This is a genomic window from Nocardia sp. NPDC001965, from assembly GCF_053594175.1.
Window position 1 is genome coordinate 205150 of record NZ_JBSFDZ010000009.1, and the last position, 22097, is coordinate 227246.

Genomic DNA, 22097 nt, shown 5'->3' on the forward strand with positions numbered 1-22097 from the left:
GATTATGGACCACGATCCGGTTTCTCATGAGGGCCACGAATCCTGTATAACCTGAAAGGGGGATGGGGAGTCACCACAGCCGTTCGGTCGTCGAACTCCCAGGTGTGAATCTGCCCTGTCCGGTCACCGATCACTCGCTCCATGTTCGCAGGCCACGGAGTTTGTCGGGATTGACCTGGAACCGGAGGTGGTGAATACGGCCGTCCAGCAGGTCGTAGGTCATGGCACCCACCGGGTGCTCGCCGAGGACGACCAGCAGGCCGAGTTCGCCGTTGATCGTGGCCGGTTCCAGTCGCGTCCCCGCCGAGCCGGGTTTCGCCATGACGCCGAGCAGCCAGCGCGCGATATGGTCCGGGCCGTGTAGCGGCCGGCGGGCGGCGGTGACCTTGCCGCCGCCGTCGTTCCAGAGCGTCACGTCCGGGGCGAGCAGTTCCATCAGCGCGTTGACGTCGCCGCCGTGGGCGGCGTCCAGGAACTGTTCGGTGATCCGGCGGCGTCCGGTGGAGTCGGAATCGTGTCGCGGCCGCCGGGACCGGACGTGATCGCGGGCACGGTGGGCGATCTGGCGAACGGTGGGCTCGGGTTTGTCGATGTATCCGGCGATCTCGGCGTGGGAGTACCCGAACACCTCGCGAAGTACGAAAACCGCGCGTTCGATGGGGCTCAGGGTTTCCAGTACGACCAGCATTGCGGTCGAGACGGTGTCGGCCATTTCGGACTCCTCGGCGGCGTTCGGTGCTGTGAGCACGGGTTCGGGAAGCCACGGGCCGAGGTAGGTTTCGCGAGTGGCGGCAGCCCGGGTGAGCCGGTTCAGCGACAAGTTGGTCACGGTGCGCACCAGGTAGGCCTTCGGGTGGGCCACCGTATCGGGGTCGATATCGTGCCATTTCAGCCAGGCGTCCTGGAGGACGTCCTCGGTATCGGCGACACTGCCCAGCATCCGATAGGCGGTGCCGAACAGCAGGCCCCGGTGTTCGTGGAAGGGGTCGGCGCCGGCCGGCGCCGGGTCGGTGTCGTCCGTGTCGTGTGGCATGAGCTCAGGCTTTCCGTGCGCAGGTGTTTCGTTCGGCTGCCCGCTCACCCGCTGCGACAGGTATGCGGACACGGGTCGGTGGCTGCGTCCGTGATTCCACCCGTGGTCATACTGCCTTCCGGGTCGCGCGACCGCCCTTGGACAGGGTCACCGAGACGTTCATCTTCTTGCTCAGCCGCAGCACCGGCACCGGGCTACCGCTCACGCTCTCCTTGTAGAACACCGCGGCGCGGCCCTTCAGATACCAGCGCCGCGGGCTGTCGTCGGCGTGGGTGAACTGGATGACGGCGTCGCGGCGGCCCAGACTCACCGGCTGGTGGAAATAGCCGAACCGGAAGGGCGCCACCTTCTTGTTCCGCAGTCGCCGGGTGACTGCGTCGGCCACATAGGTGGCCGTGGGCAGGCCACTCTGGCAGGTGCCGTGGATCCGGCCCCAGGCCATCTCCACCGCCGCCGCGTCACCGATCGCGTAGATATCGGGATGCGACACCGACCGCAGCGTGGAATCGGTGATCACCGCACCCTGTGCGTCGGTGGCGATCCCGGACTCCGCCGCCAGCGCGGGAACCTGTACGCCGGCCGTCCACAGAGTGAGATCGGACGGCACCACCTCGCCGTCGGCCAGCCGGACGCCGCCGGGCAGCACCTTCGTCACCTGCGCACCGACCTTGCGGACTATGCCGAGCCGATCCAGTGCCCGGTTCAGATGGGCGCGGGCCCGCGCACCCATCATCGCCCCGGGTTCGGCCGACGCGATCAGGGTGACGTCGAGTTCCGGGTGGCTTTCGGCGATCTCGGTGGCCGCCTCGATACCGGTGAGCCCACCACCGACGACGGTGACGGTGCCGCCGGCGTGCGCGAGTTCGGTCAGGCGCCGGGAGAAGTGCCGGGCGCGGCGCGGATCGTTCAGCGTCCAGGCGTGGTCGGCGGTGCCGGGCACCCGTGTGGTGTCGGTGCTGCTGCCGAGTGCATAGACCAGGGTGTCGTAGGCCAGAACGCGGCCGCTGTCGAGCATCACCCGGTGGGCGACCGGGTCGATGGCGGTGGCCGCCGCCCGGTGGAAATCGACTCCGGTCCCGTCGAGCAGGTCGGGGATCCGGTGGTCGGCCAGGGATTGCCCGGCGGCGATCTGGTGCATACGCAGCCGTTCGGTGAAGCGGTCCGCCGGGTTGACCAGCGTGATCCGCACCTTAGTCTTGCGGGTGCGGTGGGCCAGCCGCTCGGTCGCGAGCATGCCGGTGTAGCCGGCGCCCAGGATGACGATGTGGTGGGTTGCGGTGGTGTTCATGGCGTTCTCCGCGGTCTCGGCGTTGTGGTCGAGCATTGGACAGAGCAGCCGCGTCGAACGTGACAGCACCTCTATGTGATCTGAATCACTATGACCTGACCTGCTGATTTCCCAGGCATACGGAAACGGGGATGCTTCCACCCGGTCGAGTGGAAGCATCCCCGGCTGCGGCCGTGGTGGGCCGGTGGCCCCCACGCATCGCTCAGGCCTCGTCGGTCCGGTAGGCGTCGAGGCGGATGGTCGCGGTCGCCTCGTGGGCGGCCATACCTTCGTACTGCGAGATGGTTTCCACGGCGCCGGCTGCTTCGGGGGTGGCGCAGCGTTCGACGCGCTGGTAGGTCAGCGGTTTGAGGAAACGGGAAACCGACAGTCCCGCACTGTGTTTCGCGCCACCGGCGGTGGGCAGCACATGATTCGTACCGGCCATGCCCTTGTCGGAATACGCCACGGTGCTCCATCGGCCCAGGAAGATCGAGCCGTAGTTGTGCAGGGTGTTGTGGTAGTACTCGTCGTCTGCGGTCTGGATCTCCAGGTGTTCCGGTGCCAGATCGTCCATCAGCGCGGCGGCGGTCGCGGCATCCTTGGCCCAGGTCACCGAACCGTAGTCGCGCCAGGCCGGTCCGGCGATATCGCGGGTCTTCAGTGTTTCCAGCTGCCGGTCGGCCTCGGCGATCACCGCTTCGCCGAGCTGCCGCGAGGTGGTGACCAGGGCAGCGGGGGACTCGGTTCCGTGTTCGGCCTGGCCGAGGAGATCGGCGGCGACGGTGGCCGGGTCGGCGGTCTCGTCGGCGATCACCGCGACCTCCGACGGGCCGGCCAGCAGGTCGATGGCGACCTTTCCGAAGAGCTGCCGTTTGGCCTCGGCCACATAAGCGTTGCCCGCGCCGACGAGCATATCGACAGCAGGCTCACCGACCAGTCCGAATGCCATCGCGGCAAGTGCCTGGACGCCGCCGAGGACATAGACGCGATCGGCGCCGGATAGATAGCAGGAGTACAGGACGGCGGGGTCGGCGGTGCCGTCGCGGCGTGGGGGAGTGCAGGCGAGCACGGTCGGCACCCCGGCGACCTTGGCGACCCCGACGGTCATGAACGCGCCGGCGAGCAGTGGGAAACGACCGGCCGGAACGTAGGCGCCCACTCGGGACAGGGGTATGTAGCGCACGCCGGTGGTGAGGCCGGGAGCGAGCTGGGTTTCGAAATCCACCAGATGCGAACGGGTTTCGCGGGCAAACGCGCCGGTGCGCTCGTGTCCCAGTTCCAGGGCCGCCCGCAGTTCCGGAGACAGTGAGTCCCCGGAGCGCGCCAATTCGGCCGAGCCCAGTTCGACCTGGGTGGATTCGAACCCGTCGAGGGTGCGGGCGTAGGACAGCACCGCGTCCAGGCCGCCCTTCTCGATCGTGGACAGCATCTCCGACACGGTGGCGATGACTTTCGGATCGCGCTGTGCGGCCGGGCGGTCCAGGCCGGGGTGCTTGAGGATCTGGAAGGAGCCTTCGAGTTCGGCGAGGCGGGCGGGGGTGAACTTCATGGCTTCGACGGTATGGGGCCGGTTGTCAATGGACAAGCCTATTGAGTCCTGCAGATTTCGCAGGTAAACCCTTTGTATTGTCGGAGGTGGCAGGCCGGTAGCGTCGACTCGTCGAAACCGACTAGTCGTTCTCTTGTTGTATCGAGGAGCTCACCGCCTTGAATTTCCTACGCGCCTTCGCCCCCTGGATCGTCTATGCCGCCGTTCCGTCCGCGCACTGGCAGTGGGCCGCTCTCACCGCCGCGGCGATCGCGTTGGCCGAGTTGGTCCTTCGGCTGCGTGCCCGGTACAGCGTGGACGGACTGATAATCGAGATCGGTTCACTGGTGTATTTCAGCGCCCTGAGCGTCCTGGCCTTCACTCACCCGGACACCCCGCTCCACGCCTATGCGCCTGCCCTTGCCAACGGGGCACTTGCCGTGATCGCGGTAGCGTCGCTGGTCCTGCGTGCGCCGTTCACTCTCGGTATCGCCAAACAGTCCACGCCACGAGAGCTCTGGGAACAACCTCTGTTCATCCGCACCGGATACTTGCTCACCGGGGTCTGGGCGGCGAGTTTCGCCACCGGCTGTCTCGTCCTGGCTCTCCTCGCGCACGCGGGCGCCGGGGTACTCACCGGCGTGCATCTCCTCATCTTCGGTGTACCGGCTGTTTTCACCCTGTGGTACGTGGCACGGGTCCGCTCTCGTGCCGCCGCACTGTCCGCCGCGCACTCGTGACGAGATCCGCCCGGCGGTGGAGGCCGGTGCGCAGTGGTCGCGGCTTCAGTGAAACGTCCTTCGCGATCCGGCGATACCGAGCCCACGCCCGCCGGAATACGGGCAAACCCGATCGGGACGAGCCCTCGCATAGGATCATCCTGTGACTCTTCGGCAGCTGCGCGCATTTCTGGTCACGGCCCGTACCGGTACCTTCACCGCCGCCGCCCGATCGATGGGAATCGCCCAGGCCTCGGTCTCCGAACTCGTCCGGACCCTCGAGGACGAGTACGGGACCACCCTGTTCGTGCGTGGGGGGCGCAAGCTGGTGCTGACCGCTGCCGGGGTCGCGTTGCTGCCCCATGCCGAACAGTCGCTGGCCTCGGCCGATAGCGGCGTGCAAGCGCTGAAATCGGTGCGCTCGCTGACCGGCGGGGTCGCTACCTTCGGGGTACTCCGCAATGCCTCGTACTATCTGCTGTCGGATCTGGCGGAGGAGTTCCACCACCAGTTCCCGGAGGTGCGGATCCGGCTGGTCGGGATGAACTCGGTGGAAGTCGCGGCGGAAGTCGCCGAGGGGCGGCTCGAGGCCGGGCTCGTGGTGCTGCCCATCGACGCGGACGGGCTGCGCGTGACTCCACTGGTGCGCGACGAAGTGCTCTACGCCTCCACCTCGCCGGAGCGAGTGGCGAGCGCGGTCACCATCGAGCGGTTCGCGCATTCCACGGTGATCCTCTACGACGCGCATTACGGATGGAAGGAGCCGACCCGGCGGCAGTTGGCCGAACGGGCCCAGCTCACCGGGCTGAAGATCGAACCGCTCATCGAGGTGGAGCAGGTGGAATCGGCGCTCGGACTGGTCCGCCGGGGGATAGGGGACACGATCGTCTCCCGTGCGGTCGCCATGAGTTCGGCGTGCCCGCCGGAGGTGCGGGTGGTGAGTTTCGACCCGCCGCTGTACGACACCATCGCGCTGGTGCAGCGGGAGTCGGGGGTGTTGTCGCCGGCGACGCGGGAGCTGGCGCGGATGGCGCAGCAGATGTTGTTGCGCAACCGGGTCGCCGCCGCGGAACGCGCCGGCGACCCGGACGGTGATCAGTAGATGTTCTGGCTCACGTACGGCTCGTCGCCGCGATGGGCGTAGATCTGCGAGCGGGTGGCGATATCGTCGTAGATCCGGGTCTCTTTGACGATCTTCCCGGACTGCACCAGGAACTGGGAGATGCCGAGGATCTCCACCGGGGAACCGGTGAGCGGTCCGTAATCGGCGATTCCGTCGTATTTTCCGGTGAACTTCCAGGTCACCGCGATACGCAAGCCCCCGTAGCGGGGTGAGTCGTTGGCCGCGACATCGCGGATATCGAAGGTGCCGCCCGGGAACGGCCGCAACATCCGCATGAGTGCGCGGCGATACCCCTCGGGGCGGGCGATGGTGCGGTCGTCGATGGTGTGGAGCCAGAGGTCGCGAATCCAGAACTGTTCCACGCGCTCGAGTTCGCGGTTGTTCCAGACCGACTCGATGAAGTCGAGCACCATCTCCACCTCGGGCCGGAAATCGTCCGGGCGGGGACCGCTGCCACCTTCGGTGATCACATCGGCGGGAGCCGGGCCGGCCATGGAGCCGCTGTAACCGCGGAAGGCCTGACGCCGGGCGAGCTCGTCGGGATCCCGGCCGAGCTGGCGCGCCACCGACAGGGCGTCACGCACGACCCATTCCTCCACCATGCGGCCGCGGCGGTACAGGCAATTGGCGATATTGCGGCTGCGGTACTCCAGGTTCTCCCGGTCGGTGCCGAGTACCAGGTGGGAACTCATGAATGCGTCGTCGCCGCGCGCTTCCCAGACGATGTCCTCGGCCTGGCCCACCCGGTTCGGGGTGGTGGAGATCCGCATCAGCGTTCCCTCGATCACCTCACGCGCGGTGGTGGAGGTGCCGTATACGCCGTGCACGATCGAATCCGGCTCGTAGTTGTCGTTGATATGGCCGATCGCGCGCTCGATCCAGATGTGATCGGTGACCTCACGGATGAAGTCGTCGGGGTCGGCATAGGGCTGATAAGCAATCGGATCGAGTGGCATGACCTTCACAATACATACGTATTCAGGGGTAGGGAAGTCGGCGCGGGGCGAGTTTTACCGGGACGTTCCGGCGCCGACGCCGCGAACGAACACGAGGCGCCGACCGGACCTTCGCCCGGTCGGCGCCTCCGAAAAAACGCAGCTCAGGCGGCCAGTCGGGCGCCCGTCTCCGGATGGAACAGATGCACTTCCTCATGGCTGCGCAGACCCACCCGCACCGTCTGCCCGATCCGCGGCGGCGTGCGGCCGTCGACCCGGACGTTCACGCGGTGCGCGCCGGAGGGGCTCAGAACCGTGCCGTGGACATACGCATCCGCGCCCAGTTCCTCCACCAGTTCCACGGTGACGGCGAAGCCCTCGTCTGCTTCGCCGATCAACCGCAGCGTCTCCGGCCGGATGCCGCAGACGATTTCCCGCAGATCCGAGACCGCCGCCCGCGCGACCGGAACGGTGCACTCACCGATCTCCACCCCGTCGCCGGAGACATTCAGGGTGGTGAGATTCATTCCGGGCGAACCGATGAAACCCGCCACGAAAGCATTGGCCGGCCGGTCGTACAGCTCGCGGGGAGTCGCGACCTGTTGCAGTACACCGTCTTTCAATACCGCGACCCGATGTCCCATCGTCATCGCCTCCACCTGGTCGTGGGTGACGTAGACGGTGGTGGTCGCCAGCCGCTGCTGCAGCGAGGCGATATTGGCGCGGGTCTCGACCCGTAGTTTGGCGTCGAGGTTCGACAGCGGCTCGTCCATCAGGAACACCGCGGGATCGCGAACGATCGCCCGTCCCATCGCCACCCGCTGCCGCTGGCCGCCCGAGAGAGCCTTGGGTTTGCGGTCGAGATAGGGGGTGAGGTCCAGCATCTTCGCCGCGTCCGCGACCTTCTGCCGGACGGTCTCCTTGGCCACACCCTTGAGTTTCAAGGCGAAACCCATATTGTCGCCGACGGTCATATGCGGGTAGAGCGCGTAGGACTGGAACACCATGGCGATATCGCGTTCCTTCGGCGCCACGAAGGTCACATCACGGGTGCCGATGGAGATCGACCCCTCGTCGACGTCCTCGAGCCCGGCCAGCATGCGCAGCGCGGTGGTCTTACCCGATCCCGACGGACCGACGAGGACGAGGAATTCGCCGTCGGCGATCTCCAGATCCAGGCTGTCGACGGCGGCGGTATCGGACCCGGCGTAACGGCGGGTCGCCCTCTGGTAACTGACTTCTGCCATATCAATGCCTTTCCGAAGCGGATTCGCCCGCCGGACCCGAGGGTTCGTCGCCCCGGGCGTGGGCGATCTGGGCCAGGACAGCGAGTTGGTCGTAGACCCGCCACTCCTGCACGATGTGGCCGTCGCGCAGCAGGAATTGTGAGGATCCGAGGATCTCGACCCGGGACCCGGTGACCGGCCCGAAGACCGGGAGCCCGGAGTAGGTGCCGGTGAGCCACCACACGACACCCACCCGCAGGCCGCCGTGCGGAGCCGAATCGTTGGCCACGACATCGCGGACCTCGATCCGCGCGTCGGGGAAGGGCGCGAGTACGTCCATCCAGGATTCCTGGTAGTTGCGCGGCCGGGTGAGGGTGCGGTTGCCGACGGTGTGGCAGGTGATATCGCGTGCGATGTAATCGGTGATGCGCTGGAACATCCCCTGGCCGAGCACCGTATCGAACATATCCAGGACGAAGGCGCATTCCTCCCGGTGGGTATCGGGCCGGGCGCCCGAATCACCGGCGGCGAGCGGTTCGACGGGCTGTTCGCGGGTCGCCGAACCGGTGAAACCGCGGAACGCGAGGGTCCGGGCGACCTCGAACGGGTCGAGGCCGAGGTCCTGGACGACCGCGAGTTCATCGCGGATCACCCATTCCTCTTCCATCACGCCGTTGCGGTAGAGGCAGTTGGCGATGGTGCGGTGCGAGAACCGGCGATGTGTGGGCGGCCCGTAGACGGAATGCTTGGCGTTCGTCCCGCTGCTGAAGATGCGATGCGAACTCAGGAACGCGTCGTCACCGCGGGCCTCCCACACCACGTCCTCGGCCTGGCCGACCCGGTCGGGGAAGGCGCTGATCTTGGCCAGCGTGGAGGCGACCACCGGCTCGACGCCGACGCCGGTGCCGTACGCGCCGTGCACGATCGCGTCGGGCGCGTAGTTCTGCCTGATCAGCCCGACTCCGCGCTGTACCCAGATACGGTCGGTCCATTCGACGATGAACTCCTCCGGATCGGAGTAGGGCAGAAAGGCCTTGTCCTGCAAAGTCATACATTCGTCCTTCGGGTGGAGGCGAGGGCTGGTCGCTCAGTCGAGATCGTGGATCCGGCGCGCGGCGTCGGTGAGCTGCGCGCGCACATCGGCACCGTTGGCCATATTGCTGACGGCCACGGCGAGGACGTCCATGATCCGGGGCCAGTCGAGGTCCATCGGGATCGCGCGGGCGGACTGGAGTGCTTCGTACTGCAATCCGGGCAGACCGTTGTTGGCGGCGTCGACCTCGGGATCGAGCATGTTCGAATCGTGCACGGTGATACCGGTGTTCGTGGCCGGCGACGATTTGTCGAGGGCAATGGCGCGTTCGGTGGACGCGTTCGCCATCCACTTCACGTACTCCCAGGCCGCGCCCTGATTACTCGAGGTGTTCATCACCCCGGCCAGCCAGGTATAGGCGTAGCTCTGCGCTTCGTGGCCGGGGAATCCCGGCACCGGCGCCACGCCCACGTTCCCGGTGAGTTCCGGTGCGGCTTTGGTGGGGTTGACGAAGTCCTCCAGATGCCAGGACCAGGTGAACACGGTAGCGGCATCGCCGTTCTGGAATGCCTTGGTGGATTCCAGCTCACCCCAGTTCGAGGATTCCGGTGGGCTGTAGCCGGTGCGGAAGGACTCCAGGTACTTCTCGGTCGCCGCGATTCCCGCCGGGCTGTCGAACGCCGGTTCGCCGTTCTCGTCGAGCAGTTCCGCGCCGTTGCTCCACAGCATGGACAGCCAGGTGTTCAGGTTCTGGCCGTTGCGCCGGTTGAACTGACCGGCCACCGGATACTCCGGCCGGGCCCTCTTGATCGTTTCCAGTTGGCGGTAGTATTCGTCCCAGGTCGTGGGCGGTGTCAAACCCAGCTTCGCGTAGATGTCCTTGCGGTAGAAGAGGTTGTAGGAGAAGCCGCGCATGGGCATCCCGTAGGTGGTATCCGGCTCGCCGGCGGCAGCGGCCTCCTTGAACGGTCCGGAGAAATCGTCCATGGTCACGCCGTGCGCGGCCATGACCTCGTTCAACGGCTGGACGCCGATCTTCAGCGACGGTCCCCAGGCGTCCGGCCAGATCAGCGCATCGTAGGTACCGCCGCCGATGGCGCTCTCGGCCACGATCTTCTGCAGGTACGCCGCGTAGGGGATATTCGACCATTCGACCCGGATACCGGTGCGCTCGGTGAATTCCGCGGTGCGCTGATGCAGGGCGGCGAACTGGGGCACCGTCGCACAGCAGGTGAGCAGGCGGATGGTGGTGCCGTCGTAGGGTTTCCCGTCGAGCAGGCCGTCGGGCCCCACCGGCGCCTGCGCCACCTGATCCATCAGGCTCTTGGTCTCCGGCGCACTGGTGCAGCCGCCGGCCAGTACCGCCACCACGGTCGCGAAGACCAGGGCGAGAATGCCGCGTTTACGTCTCGTATGTTCCGGTCGTCCGGACAGCGTCTTCACTTGACTGCTCCCAGGGTCATGCCCTGCGCGAAGTGCTTGCGCACCAGTGTCGCCAGGACGATCATCGGCACCATCACCAGCAGGCCGGCCGCTGCCATCTGGCCCCACAGCACCCCGTCGGGCTGGTCGAGTGTCATCAGCGAGACCGGCAGGGTGACCGCGTTGCTCCGGGCCAGGAAGGTGGGGAAAAGGAATTCGTTCCAGGCCAGCAGGAACGAGAACACCACGCCGACGAAGATCCCGGGCGCGGCCAGCGGGGTGACCACCCGCCACAGCAGGGTCAGCTGCCCGCAGCCGTCCAATCGGCCGGCCTCCTCGACCTCGATCGGCAGACCGTCCACGAACCCCTTGAGCAACCAGGTGTTGTAGGGGACCACGATCGCCAGGTTGGTGATGATCAGCGCGAGGTGGGTGTCGAGCAGGCCCAGGTCGCGGTACATGGTGAGGAAGGGCAGTGCGATGGCGACGCCGGGAATGAACTGGGTCGCGACGATACCCAGCAGGATCGGTTTGGCACCCGGGAACTTGTACCGGGAGAAACCGTAGGCGGCGAGCATCGACAGCGGTACCGCGATCACTGTCGTCACCACGGCCACGATGATGCTGTTCCACATCGGATGGACCAGATCGTTCGGGCCGCCGATGATGGCCCGGAAATTGTCGAGCGAGGGCCGGAACAGCACCGAGGTGGAGAACACCTCGCGGTCCGGTTTGAACGCGGTGAGGGTGAGCCACAGAATCGGGAACATCACGAAGAACAAGATGGCCAGCGTGCCGAGCAGGCGCAGCAGGCTGCCCGCCCGGCCCAGCAGTGACGGTCCCCGCCGGGCCGCGTTCCGGGCCGGTGCCGCGGTGGCGGTGACGGATTCGAGTGTGTCGGTCATTTCTTCTCCTGCCGACCCATGAGGATCAGGTATCCGGTGGCGAGCACGCCCAGCACGACGACCAGGATCCACGAGACGGCCGAGGCGTAGCCGATATCGAGGAAGGTGAAGCCCTGTTCGTAGGCGAAGAAGTTGAGGGTTTCGGTGGCCCGGCCCGGTCCGCCGCCGGTGGTGGTGACGACCTGGTCGAACATCTTCACCGACCACACGGCCTTGAGGAACACCACGATCAGGATCAGCGGCCGTAGCAGCGGGAACTTGATCCGCCAGAACTCCTGCCAGGCGTTCGCGCCGTCGACGCGGGCGGCATCGCGGATCTCCGGTGAGATGGAGCCGAGGCCGCCGAGGAACATCAGCGCGATGAGCGGGGCCCAGCCCCAGATCTCGCTCAGCGTCACCACGACCAGGGCCCAGAACGGTTCACCGAGCCAGTTGATATCGCGGGTGAACGGCAGCAGTTTGTCGAGCATATCGTCGTAGATGCCGTAGTCGGGGTTGAACATGAACCGCCACGAGTAGCCCTTGAGCGCGGGGGCGATGGCGAACGGCAGGATGAGCAATGCCTTGGTGAGGCCGTTCAGCCACGTCGCCTTGTTCAGGATCAGTGCCATGACCAGGCCCAGGCCGACCGACAGTGCCACCGACATGATGGTGAAGAGCAGCGTCACCCAGACGGCGTTGTGGAACGTGTCGTCGGTCAGCGCCTTGGTGTACTGCGCGAAGCCGACGAACTGCTGGGGTTCGCGGGTCTCGTTCACCCGCCAGTGGCGGAAGCTGTTCACCAGCGCCACGCCCAGGGGGTAGATCGTCGTGAGAACGATGGCCACCAGCGCGGGCGCGAGGTGTGCGTAGGGCACGCCGATGCGGCGCCAGGCGGAGTGGCCGCGGCGCGCGGCGGTGGCCGTCATCGCCGGGCTCGCGAGCGGCAGGAGGTCGGCGCGCCGGGGTCGGCGAGTGGCTCGGCCCGGTGGGGGCGGCTCGGCTTCACTCTGAACTCCTTCGGATTGTGATCCCACAGGACGGGGGAGAGGGAGGGTGAGGCGGCGGGGTGTAACGCGGCTCTCAGTGTCCGGTGAGTGTATGCGTATGTATTCGAGAATGACAAGAGGTCTCTTCGGATCGGTGAGGTCCGAAGTGTCCGTTGGTAGCTCCGGGTGTTACGCCCTCATGAAGTGCATAGACCGGAACTATTTCCTGGCGGCTACGGAGTCGGTGAGCCGGTCTCGCGTGGTCAGGATACGTATGCAGTTCTGGGAGCGGGATCCCGTCGGTGGTGCGGCTCGGGTCCGGTAGATGGATCGCGCGACCACTGTCCGGTGGGGCGCCGCTGCGCCACGCCCTTCGCGGCGCACGGATTCGCGCACTTCGCTCATCCGCGCGGTAGCGCGGTTCGTCCTATGCGCGCGGCGCGGCGACGGTGGCGCGTTCGATCAACTGTGGTGTCATGACGATGCGTCGTGGCCCGTCGTCGCTGTTCTTTTTTTCCACACGTTCGACGAGCAGGCGCGCGGCCGCCGCGGCCATCGCGTCGAGGTCGTGACCGACCGTGGTCAGGCGGAAGGCCTCCCACTCGGCCATCGGGATATTGTCGAAACCGATGATCCCGATGTCCGCAGGGATGCTAACGCCCCTGGCCAGGGCCGCGTTGAGCGCCCCGATCGCCACCACGTCGTTACCGCAGAACACTGCCGTGGGGCGGGGGTCGGCGTCGAGTAGTTCGAGCATCGCCCGGTAACCGGTTTCGAACTCGAAAGGGCCCCGGCGGGTGAGCACGCTCGGCAGCGCGATCCCGGCCTCGGCCAGTGCGGCACGGAATCCGAGCTCCCGATCGCGTCCGGTGCTGGTGGTGCCGGGTCCGAAGATTCCGGCGATCCGCCGGTGCCCGAGATCGGTGAGATGGGTGGCGGCCAGCCGGCCGCCGAGTTCGTTGTCCACGACCGCCGCATCGGCGGTGTGCGGGGTGCTCTCGCGGTTCAGGAAGACGAACGGCATCCGGCGGCGCTGCAGCTCGCCGGGGAGCAGGGAGTCGGTATTGCTGGTCAGCAGGACCGCGCCGTCGATGGAGCCGTCGACCAGTTGTTCCAGGGGGACCTGGTTGTCCGAGCGCTCGGTGAAGACCATCATCCGGTAGGAGTGCTGTTCGAGTTCATCGTGCAGCGGGCCGATCAGGTGCGGGTAGAACGGGTTGGTCAGATCGCTGACCACGATGCCGATCCGTTTCGTCCGGCGCGTCACCAGGCTGCGGCCGGCTTCGCTGGGGACGTAGCCGAGCGCTGCCACGGCCTCCTGTACCCGGGCGCGGGTCTCCGCGGCGACCCGGGGATCACCGCGCAGCGCGCGTGAGACCGTCGGCTGCGATACGCCCGCCAGTCGTGCGACATCGCGACTCGTGATCGGCATGGGTCTCCCTGGTCGGTGCGCGGTCGCCGGGGTGGCGTCCGGTCCGGAACCGTTCCGGTGTGGTGAATACGAATCTTAGTCGATGCGGATTCGTGCGCCGGTGGCTGCTTCCGACTGTCTGCTTCGGCCTTCAGTGAGTGGTGAATACCCCGATTGATCGGCGAAATCGGGGTGTAGGCCGAGGAGCGGCCGGCGGGGCATTGACACGATGTTGCTGTTCCGGCACGATGCATACGTATAAATCATCGTCTTGTTGCACGCTTACCGTCCGCGTGGTTGCGCCGCCGCTGTGCCGAGCGCCCACCGTGAACAGAAGAGGTCAGATGTCTCCCGAAGTCACCGTCACCGCCGCCGACCTTGCCCGGTACACCATCCGACGCACCGACTTCGTGTCCTGCAACCAAGCGTTCATCGACTGCCGCACGCCGGGCTCGGACCGCAAGGAGAACTACTCGATGATCGGGCGCGGTGTGAGCCAGAGCGCCGGTCAGGTGGTCAATCTCCGCGAGCCGCACGGGTTCCAGATCGGTGCCGCCGCGATGCCCAACGGAGTTACCAACAACCTGCACCTGCATTTCACCGCAGAGGTGTTCCTGTGCTTCCGGGGCGAATACCTGCTGCGCTGGGGCGCACAGGGCGAGCAGGGCGAACTGGTCCTGCGCGAAGGTGAGATCGCCTCCATTCCCACCTGGATCTTCCGCGGTTTCACCAATATCGGTCCCGACGACGGCATTCTGTTCACCGCCCTCGGCATGGACGACACCGGCGGGATCATCTGGGGACCGTCGGTACTCGAGGAAGCCAAGGGGCACGGCCTCTACCTCAGCGCCGAGAACAAGCTCATCGATACCGTCGCCGGTGACGAGATCCCCGAGGGTGTCGAACTGGTCGAACCGATCAGCGACGAGCAGATCGCCGCCCTGCGGCCGTTCACGGTCGAACAGATGGCGGCGCGGATCGCGACCCAAGAGAACATCGAATGGTCCCGGCGCGCGCTGCTGGATTCCGCGCTCCCCGGCGGCGGCGTCGAACTCGGGCTGGTGATCGGTTACGGCATGACCGAGGACGCCGCCCAGGTACCGCGGATCCACAACCCGCACGGTCACAACATCGCGTGGCTGCGCGCCGAACCGGGCGCCGGAGTCTCGTCGCATCGGCATTCCGAACGCCAGGTCCTGATGGTCAAGGACGGCGAATGGGAGGTCACGCTCAACCGCGGGGTCGACGCCCGCACCGTCGGCCTGGGCCCGTGGGACATGCTCTCGGTTCCGGCCGGCGCCTACCGGTCGATCCGGAACGTGAGCCAGGAGACCGCACTGCTGCTCGTGGTGAACAGCGGCGACGGCCGGGTCCGGCTGACCTGGGACGACGAGGTGGTCAAGGCCGCGGCCGATGCCGGTGACGCCCTCGATCACAACGGTTACCTGGCGCCGTACGCGCTGGTCCCGCGCCGGAAGCGCTGAGATGTCCGGCGATATCCCGGTCGTGTTCGTGCCCGGCATGTTGTGCGACGCGCAGTTGTGGGCACAGGTGCGGCCGGGCCCCGGGTTCCGCATTGTGCACAGCGCTCTCGACGCGCCGTCCCTGTCCGGTATGGCCGATCAGGTGCTCGCCGCGGTGGACGGGCCGTTCGTCCTGGCCGGGCTCAGCCTGGGCGCGATCGCCGGGTTCGAAGTACTGCGCCGGGCACCGGAGCGGGTCCTCGGGTTCTGCGCGATCTCGACGAACCCGCACGCGCCGACCGCCACGCAGTACCGTTCCTGGCACGATATGGCGTTCCGGACCACCCGGGGGGAATTCGGCATCGTGGTGCGCGAGGTCATCGCGCCCACTATGTTCGCCGACCGGGCCGGCACCCCCGAACTGGTCGAACGATTCGTGGCGATGGCGCTCCGCGTCGGCCCCGACCGATTCCTCGGTCAGCTCCGGGCCCAGGCGGACCGCTTCGATTCGGTTCCTTCACTGGGCGCCGTCCGCTGCCCGGCGCTCGTCGTCTCCGCGGACGACGACGCCCTCTGTCCTCGCGAATACCACCGGGCCATTGCCGGCGCGATCGAAGGTTCCCGCTTCGAAACGATCGCCGGCACCGGTCATCTGTGCACGTGGGAAGTGCCGCAACGAATTTCCGAACTTCTGGGCGATTGGCTGCCCGCCGTCGCTCAGTACCGAACCACCGCACAGGAGTCGATATGCCCGTAGTTCTGAAGAAGCCGGTCCCGGCGGAAGTGGTCCGGCAGGACCGCTCCGAGGTCGGCGAACGTGTCACCGCGATCCTCGAGGACATCCGGACCGGCGGCGATGCCGCGGTACGCAAGTACTCCGAGCAGTTCGACAAATGGAGCCCCGAATCGTTGCGGCTGTCGCAGACCCGGATCGAGGAGATCATCGCCTCGCTACCCGCGCAGGTCGTCGAGGACATCGAATTCGTGCAGCAGCAGGTGCGCACCTTCGCGCAGCATCAGCGCGATTCGCTCACCGATTTCGAAGTCGAGACGCTGCCCGGAGTCCACCTGGGGCAGAAACATATCCCGATCGGCCGGGTCGGCGCCTACGTGCCGGGCGGGCGCTACCCGCTCACCGCATCGGCTCATATGACCATCGTGACGGCGAAGGTCGCCGGAGTGCCGAGCGTGGCCGCGTGCACCCCGCCCATTCGTGGCGAGATCCCGGCGGCAACCGTCGCCGCCATGCACCTGGCCGGTGCCGACGAGATCTATCTGCTGGGCGGTGTCCAGGCGATCGGCGCGCTCGCGCGGGGCACCGAGACCATCGACCGGGTCGATCTGCTGGCCGGTCCCGGTAACGCCTATGTGGCCGAGGCCAAACGCCAGCTCTTCGGCGAGGTCGGTATCGATCTCTTCGCCGGCCCGACCGAGATCCTTATCATCGCCGACGATGCGGCCGACCCGTTCGTCGTCGCCGTCGATCTGCTCTCCCAGGCCGAACACGGCCCGGATTCACCCGCGGTACTGATCACCACCTCCGAAGCGCTCGGCCGGCGGGTTCTCGACCATATCGAGGCGCTGCTGCCGGATATGCCGACCGCCGATTTCGCGACCCCGGCCTGGCGTGATCACGGCGAGATCCTCGTGGTCGATTCCCTCGACGAGGCCTACGCGCTCGCCGACACTTACGCCAGCGAACATGTCGAGGTCCTGACCCGGGAGCCGCGTGAGGCGCTGGAGAAGATGACCAACTACGGTGGCCTTTTCCTCGGCGAGGGCACCTGTGTCTCATACGGCGACAAGGTGATCGGGACCAATCATGTGCTCCCGACCCGGGGTTCGGCCCGCTACACCGGTGGCCTGTGGGTCGGTAAGTATCTGAAGACGGTCACCTATTCCGAGGTGGTCGATCGCGCGTCGAGTGCGCGGCTGGGCGAGGTCTGCGGTCGGGCCGCCCGAGTCGAACTGTTCGAGGGACACGCGCGGTCCGGCGATGTGCGGGCCGCCAAATACGCGGGTGCGGAATTGCCGTGGGCCGCGGATGTGTATGCCGGGGCGTCGTCGTGAGCGGCCCGGTCATCGGACGCACCGCCCTCGTGACCGGCGGCGGCAGCGGGCTCGGCGCGGCCATCGCCGTGGCACTGGCCGACGCCGGGGCACGGGTGATCGCGGTGGGCCGGGACCGGGCCAAACTCGACAGTGTCGTGGCCCGGTATCCGGAGTCCGTCCGCGCGGCGGTCTGTGATGTCGCCGACCGGGACTCGGTCGCGGCGCTGACCGCCGAGCTGGCTGGTGAGGATGTGTCGATCCTGGTCAACAATGCGGGCGTACCGGGCCCGGTCGCGCCGCTCACCGAGATCACCCCCGACGACTGGGACGACGTCTTCGCGGTCAATGTGCGCGGTGTGTACCTGCTGTGCCGGGCCTTCGTCCCGGCGATGGTCGAGGCCGGGCGCGGCGATGTGATCAACCTGGCCTCGGTATCCGGGAAGCGGCCGCTGGCCCGCCGGACCCCCTATTGCGCGTCGAAGATGGCGGTTATCGGTCTCACCACGACATTGGCCGCCGAGGTCGGCCCACTGGGGGTGAATGTGAACTCGCTGTCCCCCGGTCCGGTGGACAGCGCGCGGATGCACCGCAACTTCCGGCTCGAGGCCGAACGGACGGGAACCACGTACGAAGAGGCCGAGCACGCGTTCGTCTCCCGCGCCGCGCTCGGGCGCATGGTCACCGAGGACGAGGTGGCCCGGGCGGTGCTGGCGATGCTCGCAATGCCCGGCCTCTGCGCTGCCGATATCGACCTGTCCGCCGGCATGGTGGCCCGTTGATGACGGCGATGAAACAGCGCCTGCGCGCGGGCGAGCGGTTGCTCGGCGCGCTGGTCCGCATGCCCGCCGAGGAACTGGTGGAGATGGCCGGGGTGGCCGGATTCGACTATGTCCTGATCGACTGCGAACACGGCCCCGCCGACCTGATCCCGCTGCGGCAGCACATCGCCGCCGCTCAGGCGCACGGGATGGAGGTGCTGGTCCGGGTCGGGCAGCGTGAACCGGCACTGATCCAGCGGGTGCTGGATCACGGCGCCACCGGGGTGGTCGTGCCCCACGTGGACGATGCCGGTCAGGCCGCTGCCGTGGTCCATGCCGCTCGGTACCCACCGGTCGGCGACCGTGGTTTCGCGACCTACGGCCGCGCGGGCCGGTACGGCACCGTCACGGCGGCGGATCATCTGGCCGCCGACGAGCGGGCGACGATCGTCATCGCCATGGTCGAGTCCACGGCGGGCTGCCGCAACACCGCGGAGATCGTGGCCGTGCCCGGAATCGACGGGGTGATGGTCGGACCGGCGGATCTCGCGGTGTCCATGGGCGTCGCGGGGCCGGCCGATCCGAGGGTGCGCGCCGAAATCGAGAAAGTCCACGTGACGATAGCCGGCCGGGGACTGATCCGGCTCGATATCGTATCGAGCGAAGAGCGCGCGGCCGCGGCGTTCGATTCGGGCGCGGGCCTGGTGGTGATCAACCTCAGTCATGTGCTGATGGAGACCTTCGCGAAGCTGCGGTCGGTGCGCTGATCACCGGACGGTTCCAGGGCGGGCCGCAGTGCCCCGGCGGGCGGCGCGGCCCGGGTCGGTGGCAAGTGACAGATCCGTGGCTACCGGATCACATTTGTGCAGCTCAGCTCAGGTTTTCTCGGAGGTGGGTGAGCGGCGCCGATAGGATCATCGGCATGATCAACCCCGCGCGCGTCCGATCCCGCCGCACCGGTGCGACGGCCACGATCCTGGCGGTCGCGGCCACCGGACTGGTGCTGGGCGCCGCGCCCGCCGGTGCCGCGCCCGCTCCGGGATTCCCGGTACCGCCGCTCACCGAGGTAGCGGCGGCGGGTACCGAGGGCCTGGACCCGATGCTGGCCCTGGCCTACACCATGGCCGAGGAGGAAGCTCACGCGCAGGGTGTGCCGATGTCGATCAATTCGGGTTTCCGCACACCCGAGGAGCAGCGGGCCATGTGGGAGGACGGGCTGCGCACCTACGGAACCCCGGAGGAAACCCGGCGCTGGGTACTGCCACCGGAGGAATCCACCCATGTCACCGGCAAAGCGGTGGATATCGCGCCTCGCGACGGTGCCGCCTGGCTGGAGGCCAATGGCAACCGCTGGGGACTCTGCCGCACCTTCGACAATGAATGGTGGCATTTCGAGCTGGTCACGCTGCCCGGGACCGGGTGTCCCGCCCGAGTGCCCGATGCCGCCCACCGCTGACAGCGTCGGAGGCCGACCGGACTCGGTGCTGACCGGTCGGTGCCCGGACGCCCGGTGTAGCGCCCGATGCACGGGCGGCGAATCCTCAGACTCCCGACAACGACCGGAGCTCGTCCAGGAATGCGCGGGTCCGCGGGTCGCCCGGGAAGTTCTCGACCAGTTCGTGCGCGACCTCGCTGCCGATGCACAGTAGCGAGGGCAGAGACCTCCGTTTCGCCTCGAATGCCCGCCGTCCCTCCGCGACCGCCAACTCCAGATCACGGCCGCGGGCGGCCACCACGGCCAGGGTCAGCCGGGCTTCGGCGACCCGCATGGGATTGCGCACCGAACCGTCCAGGGTGACCGAATCGGCCAGTACCGCCTGGGCGTACATCGCGGCGTTCGTATCGTCGCCGACGACGCGGCAGCAGTCCATGGCGTAGAAATCGAATTTCTGCGGATCCACCACGAAATGGTTCTCGAGATCGTCGGGATGCCCCAGCCGATTCAGCAGTGTGCGCCCCTCGGCCAAGGCCGCGTCCACCGCCGCGCGATCACCGAGCCGGGCCCAGGCCTTCGCCCGCTGGGCCGCGAGCTGTACCCCGACCCCGCTGGCCGCGCATTCGGCCGGGACCGCCTCGGCCGCCTGGATGACCCCGCGATGATTGCCCTGGGTGAGCGCGAACCAGGCCGCCAGTTCCGAACTCCAGCCGATGATCTCGGTATGGCCGGCCTCCTGCCCGAGTGACCGGGCCGCCCGCCGGGTGGCCTCGGCGCTGCTGCGCCGGCCCAGATCGTATTCGAGGCAGCCGAGTAGCAATGCGACCCATCCGGCCAGTTCCAGGACCTCTTTGTGCTGGGCCAGGGTGAGCCGGCTGTCGAGCAGCGCGGCGATCCGGCGCAACCAGCCCGAGGCCTCGAGATGGAGTTCGTGGGGATCGGTGGAGGAGTAATCACAGCACAGTCGCTGCGCGGTGATCCGCACCGCGTCCAGGGTCGCGGTCGAAATATCGGACATCCGTAGGCGTCCCATGAACTCGAGCGTGTCCATCCCGGTGGCGGTGAGCAATTCGTCGTCGCGGCTCGGGCGGGCCTTCGGGAAGAACGCCGCGGCCACCGAATCGAAGGCGGCCGCGATGAGCGGGGCGTAGAAATCGTCGGGGCGCGATTCGCCCGATTCCCAACGCCGCCAATTGCGTAGGAGGGTGCTGTCGGTCGGGAGATTCTGGGACGACTTCGCGCGTAGCGCGCGGACGGCGTCCGCCTGTGACCAACCCCGGGCATCGCGTTCCGAGCGCATCCGGACGGCCCACAGCGGACGATCTTCAGCAGCAGTCACGTCGCCAGTATTGCACCAGCAAACTTTCCGTGGACCGCAGAGGGCATCCAGATGTCCCCCGCATGACCTCTTCTGCCGTTGTGGGCGTTCGGTCATGCTCGAATAGAACCGGCTGCGTACTGGTTCAAGCAACACCCCCGCGAATGCGGGAGGAGATCCCGGAGCAGGAAATGGTTCCCCGCCCCCGCGGTGGGGAAGGATTCAGGAGGTTCGGGTGGAAGCGTTGGTATACGGGTATTTACGCGACGATCTGGCCGCGGGCGACGGTGACGATATGGAGGCGGCGCTACGTGAGCTGGCCGAGGCCCGAGGACTGTGCTTTGCCGCTACCTTCCATGAATCCCGCCCCGGTGACGGGACGGCATTCGCAGAACTGACCCGGGAACTCCAGCGGGCGGACGCCCACCACGTGGTCGTTCCCTCGCTCGATCACCTCACCGGCCAGACGATTCCACGCGAACTGCTCATCGCGAAATTGGCCAGTGATGCCGCCGCCCGCATCTGGTCGGTGGCCGGCTGAACCGAGGACCCGGCGGCCCGGCGTACCCCCCTCAGCGCCCGAAGCCGCCGGGTCCTCGTCTGCGCAGGTACTTCTCGAATTCGGCGGCGAGGGCGTCGCCGTCGATCTTGGCCATCGCCTCGTTCACATCGATCGCGGCATCGCCGCGCTCCTCCAGTGAACGCACGTATTCGGCGATCTCGTCGTCGGCGACGGTCATCTCGTTCACCGTCGACTCCCACTCCTCGGCCTGCTGCGGCAGTTCGCGCAGCGGCACCTCGATATCGAGTACATCCTCGACCCGGTGCAGGAGCGCGATCGTCGCCTTCGGATTCGGCGGTTGCGAGACGTAGTGCGGAACCGCGGCCCAGAACGACACCGCCGGGACCCCGGCCTTCACACACTGATCTTGGAGCACGCCGGTGATCCCGGTAGGCCCCTCGTAGCGGGTCTGCTCGAGGTTGAACTGTTCGGCGGCCTCTTTGCTGTAGGCGGAACCGGTCACCGGGACCGGGCGGGTGTGCGGGGTATCGGCGAGCAGCGCGCCCAGGATCACCACGGTCTGCACGCCGAGCTGATCGATGAACTCCAGCAGATCCGCGCAGAAGCGCCGCCAGCGCATATTGGGTTCGATACCACGCAGCAGCACCACGTCGCGGTCACTCCCCGGCGGGGAGCACACCGACAGCACCGTCGCCGGCCAGACGATCTCCCGGGTGACACCCTCCACCTGCCGGACCATCGGCCGGTTCACCTGGTAGTCGTAATAGTCCTCGGAATCGAGTTCGGCCAGCGGCCGCGCATCCCAGATCAACTCCAGATGTTCCACCGCGCCGCTGGCCGCGTCACCAGCGTCGTTCCAGCCCTCGAAGGCCGCAACGAGCACCGGGTCGCGCAGGGCGGGTAGTTCCCGATCCACCGGGGATTCACTCGAGCTCACCCCTGCCAGCCTACGGTGCGGGCCGCTACCGGCGCGCA

The 22097-nt window shown here is 67.3% G+C and carries 21 protein-coding genes; 9 read left to right on the forward strand and 12 right to left on the reverse strand.

Going from position 1 to position 22097, the window contains the following annotated elements; translation table 11 throughout:
• Positions 1-130: 130 nt before the first annotated feature.
• The 3 genes from ACWCPQ_RS16230 to hisD (ACWCPQ_RS16240) form a co-directional block, all read right to left on the reverse strand.
• Positions 131-1033: an RNA polymerase sigma-70 factor gene (locus ACWCPQ_RS16230; RefSeq protein WP_449899287.1), complete on the reverse strand. Its 903-nt coding sequence runs from the start codon at positions 1031-1033 to the stop codon at positions 131-133.
• A gap of 106 nt (positions 1034-1139) precedes the next feature.
• On the reverse strand, positions 1140-2321 hold the full coding sequence (locus tag ACWCPQ_RS16235; protein ID WP_449899290.1) for an NAD(P)/FAD-dependent oxidoreductase: 1182 nt from the start codon (positions 2319-2321) through the stop codon (positions 1140-1142).
• Positions 2322-2523: 202 nt separating this feature from the next.
• On the reverse strand, positions 2524-3852 hold the full coding sequence (hisD, locus tag ACWCPQ_RS16240) for a histidinol dehydrogenase (RefSeq protein WP_449899292.1): 1329 nt from the start codon (positions 3850-3852) through the stop codon (positions 2524-2526).
• A gap of 158 nt (positions 3853-4010) precedes the next feature.
• On the opposite strand from hisD (ACWCPQ_RS16240), the gene ACWCPQ_RS16245 reads away from it, so the two are divergent.
• Entirely contained in the window at positions 4011-4571 is a 561-nt protein-coding gene (locus tag ACWCPQ_RS16245) for a hypothetical protein (protein ID WP_449899295.1), read from the forward strand.
• Between the two features lie 142 nt (positions 4572-4713).
• Positions 4714-5652: a LysR family transcriptional regulator gene (locus tag ACWCPQ_RS16250; protein WP_449899296.1), complete on the forward strand. Its 939-nt coding sequence runs from the start codon at positions 4714-4716 to the stop codon at positions 5650-5652.
• Here ACWCPQ_RS16250 and ACWCPQ_RS16255 read toward each other — a convergent pair.
• The 7 genes from ACWCPQ_RS16255 to ACWCPQ_RS16285 form a co-directional block, all read right to left on the reverse strand.
• Positions 5646-6629: an ester cyclase gene (locus ACWCPQ_RS16255; RefSeq protein ID WP_449899299.1), complete on the reverse strand. Its 984-nt coding sequence runs from the start codon at positions 6627-6629 to the stop codon at positions 5646-5648. The two genes, ACWCPQ_RS16250 and ACWCPQ_RS16255, sit on opposite strands and share 7 nt — an antisense overlap.
• Positions 6630-6772: 143 nt before the next feature.
• Positions 6773-7855: an ABC transporter ATP-binding protein gene (locus tag ACWCPQ_RS16260; protein ID WP_449899302.1), complete on the reverse strand. Its 1083-nt coding sequence runs from the start codon at positions 7853-7855 to the stop codon at positions 6773-6775.
• Position 7856: 1 nt separating this feature from the next.
• Entirely contained in the window at positions 7857-8885 is a 1029-nt protein-coding gene (locus ACWCPQ_RS16265) for an ester cyclase (protein WP_449899305.1), read from the reverse strand.
• A gap of 36 nt (positions 8886-8921) precedes the next feature.
• Positions 8922-10310: an ABC transporter substrate-binding protein gene (locus tag ACWCPQ_RS16270; protein ID WP_449899308.1), complete on the reverse strand. Its 1389-nt coding sequence runs from the start codon at positions 10308-10310 to the stop codon at positions 8922-8924.
• The gene (locus ACWCPQ_RS16275; protein ID WP_449899310.1) at positions 10307-11194 is read right to left on the reverse strand and encodes a carbohydrate ABC transporter permease; all 888 of its coding nucleotides are present in this window, start codon (positions 11192-11194) and stop codon (positions 10307-10309) included. The genes ACWCPQ_RS16270 and ACWCPQ_RS16275 overlap by 4 nt, the downstream gene beginning before the upstream one ends.
• Complete coding sequence (locus tag ACWCPQ_RS16280; RefSeq protein ID WP_449899313.1) at positions 11191-12102, reverse strand: carbohydrate ABC transporter permease; 912 nt, start codon at positions 12100-12102, stop codon at positions 11191-11193. The genes ACWCPQ_RS16275 and ACWCPQ_RS16280 overlap by 4 nt, the downstream gene beginning before the upstream one ends.
• Positions 12103-12589: 487 nt before the next feature.
• Positions 12590-13594 carry a LacI family DNA-binding transcriptional regulator gene (locus ACWCPQ_RS16285; protein WP_449899315.1) on the reverse strand — a complete coding sequence of 335 codons (1005 nt, stop codon included), beginning with the start codon at positions 13592-13594 and terminating at the stop codon, positions 12590-12592.
• Positions 13595-13917: 323 nt separating this feature from the next.
• Here ACWCPQ_RS16285 and ACWCPQ_RS16290 point away from each other — a divergent pair, with 323 nt between their 5' ends.
• The 6 genes from ACWCPQ_RS16290 to ACWCPQ_RS16315 all read left to right on the forward strand — a co-directional run bounded on the left by ACWCPQ_RS16290 (position 13918) and on the right by ACWCPQ_RS16315 (position 19302).
• Positions 13918-15057, forward strand: a complete 1140-nt coding sequence (locus ACWCPQ_RS16290) for a cupin domain-containing protein (RefSeq protein WP_449899318.1) — start codon at positions 13918-13920, stop codon at positions 15055-15057.
• Between the two features lies 1 nt (position 15058).
• Positions 15059-15793, forward strand: a complete 735-nt coding sequence (locus ACWCPQ_RS16295) for an alpha/beta fold hydrolase (RefSeq protein WP_449899320.1) — start codon at positions 15059-15061, stop codon at positions 15791-15793.
• Positions 15784-17106 (forward strand): histidinol dehydrogenase, encoded by a 1323-nt coding sequence (gene hisD / locus ACWCPQ_RS16300; protein WP_449899322.1) that lies wholly within the window; start codon positions 15784-15786, stop codon positions 17104-17106. The genes ACWCPQ_RS16295 and hisD (ACWCPQ_RS16300) overlap by 10 nt, the downstream gene beginning before the upstream one ends.
• Complete coding sequence (locus tag ACWCPQ_RS16305; RefSeq protein ID WP_449899324.1) at positions 17103-17867, forward strand: SDR family NAD(P)-dependent oxidoreductase; 765 nt, start codon at positions 17103-17105, stop codon at positions 17865-17867. The genes hisD (ACWCPQ_RS16300) and ACWCPQ_RS16305 overlap by 4 nt, the downstream gene beginning before the upstream one ends.
• Positions 17867-18613, forward strand: a complete 747-nt coding sequence (locus tag ACWCPQ_RS16310; RefSeq protein WP_449899326.1) for an HpcH/HpaI aldolase family protein — start codon at positions 17867-17869, stop codon at positions 18611-18613. The genes ACWCPQ_RS16305 and ACWCPQ_RS16310 overlap by 1 nt, the downstream gene beginning before the upstream one ends.
• 155 nt (positions 18614-18768) lie before the next feature.
• Positions 18769-19302, forward strand: coding sequence for a M15 family metallopeptidase (locus ACWCPQ_RS16315; RefSeq protein ID WP_449899328.1), 534 nt, complete (start codon positions 18769-18771; stop codon positions 19300-19302).
• A gap of 85 nt (positions 19303-19387) precedes the next feature.
• Here the strand turns inward: ACWCPQ_RS16315 and ACWCPQ_RS16320 are convergent, their stop codons facing one another.
• Positions 19388-20620, reverse strand: coding sequence for an XRE family transcriptional regulator (locus ACWCPQ_RS16320; RefSeq protein ID WP_449899330.1), 1233 nt, complete (start codon positions 20618-20620; stop codon positions 19388-19390).
• A gap of 214 nt (positions 20621-20834) precedes the next feature.
• Between ACWCPQ_RS16320 and ACWCPQ_RS16325 the strand changes: the two genes are divergently transcribed.
• Positions 20835-21140: a hypothetical protein gene (locus ACWCPQ_RS16325; RefSeq protein ID WP_036513657.1), complete on the forward strand. Its 306-nt coding sequence runs from the start codon at positions 20835-20837 to the stop codon at positions 21138-21140.
• A gap of 31 nt (positions 21141-21171) precedes the next feature.
• Here ACWCPQ_RS16325 and ACWCPQ_RS16330 read toward each other — a convergent pair whose 3' ends face one another.
• A complete protein-coding gene (locus tag ACWCPQ_RS16330) occupies positions 21172-22059 on the reverse strand; it encodes a PAC2 family protein (RefSeq protein WP_063061211.1) in 888 nt (295 codons plus the stop codon).
• Positions 22060-22097: the final 38 nt, after the last annotated feature.

What these genes read in the sequence shown, in the direction of transcription:
- ACWCPQ_RS16230 (WP_449899287.1), bottom strand. Translation starts at nt 1,033, where the DNA reads ATGCCACACGACACGGACGACACCGACCCGGCGCCGGCCGGCGCCGAC.
- ACWCPQ_RS16235 (WP_449899290.1), bottom strand. Translation starts at nt 2,321, where the DNA reads ATGAACACCACCGCAACCCACCACATCGTCATCCTGGGCGCCGGCTAC.
- hisD (WP_449899292.1), bottom strand. Translation starts at nt 3,852, where the DNA reads ATGAAGTTCACCCCCGCCCGCCTCGCCGAACTCGAAGGCTCCTTCCAG.
- ACWCPQ_RS16255 (WP_449899299.1), bottom strand. Translation starts at nt 6,629, where the DNA reads ATGCCACTCGATCCGATTGCTTATCAGCCCTATGCCGACCCCGACGAC.
- ACWCPQ_RS16260 (WP_449899302.1), bottom strand. Translation starts at nt 7,855, where the DNA reads ATGGCAGAAGTCAGTTACCAGAGGGCGACCCGCCGTTACGCCGGGTCC.
- ACWCPQ_RS16265 (WP_449899305.1), bottom strand. Translation starts at nt 8,885, where the DNA reads ATGACTTTGCAGGACAAGGCCTTTCTGCCCTACTCCGATCCGGAGGAG.
- ACWCPQ_RS16275 (WP_449899310.1), bottom strand. Translation starts at nt 11,194, where the DNA reads ATGACCGACACACTCGAATCCGTCACCGCCACCGCGGCACCGGCCCGG.
- ACWCPQ_RS16280 (WP_449899313.1), bottom strand. Translation starts at nt 12,102, where the DNA reads ATGACGGCCACCGCCGCGCGCCGCGGCCACTCCGCCTGGCGCCGCATC.
- ACWCPQ_RS16285 (WP_449899315.1), bottom strand. Translation starts at nt 13,594, where the DNA reads ATGCCGATCACGAGTCGCGATGTCGCACGACTGGCGGGCGTATCGCAG.
- ACWCPQ_RS16290 (WP_449899318.1), top strand. Translation starts at nt 13,918, where the DNA reads ATGTCTCCCGAAGTCACCGTCACCGCCGCCGACCTTGCCCGGTACACC.
- ACWCPQ_RS16295 (WP_449899320.1), top strand. Translation starts at nt 15,059, where the DNA reads ATGTCCGGCGATATCCCGGTCGTGTTCGTGCCCGGCATGTTGTGCGAC.
- hisD (WP_449899322.1), top strand. Translation starts at nt 15,784, where the DNA reads ATGCCCGTAGTTCTGAAGAAGCCGGTCCCGGCGGAAGTGGTCCGGCAG.
- ACWCPQ_RS16310 (WP_449899326.1), top strand. Translation starts at nt 17,867, where the DNA reads ATGACGGCGATGAAACAGCGCCTGCGCGCGGGCGAGCGGTTGCTCGGC.
- ACWCPQ_RS16315 (WP_449899328.1), top strand. Translation starts at nt 18,769, where the DNA reads ATGATCAACCCCGCGCGCGTCCGATCCCGCCGCACCGGTGCGACGGCC.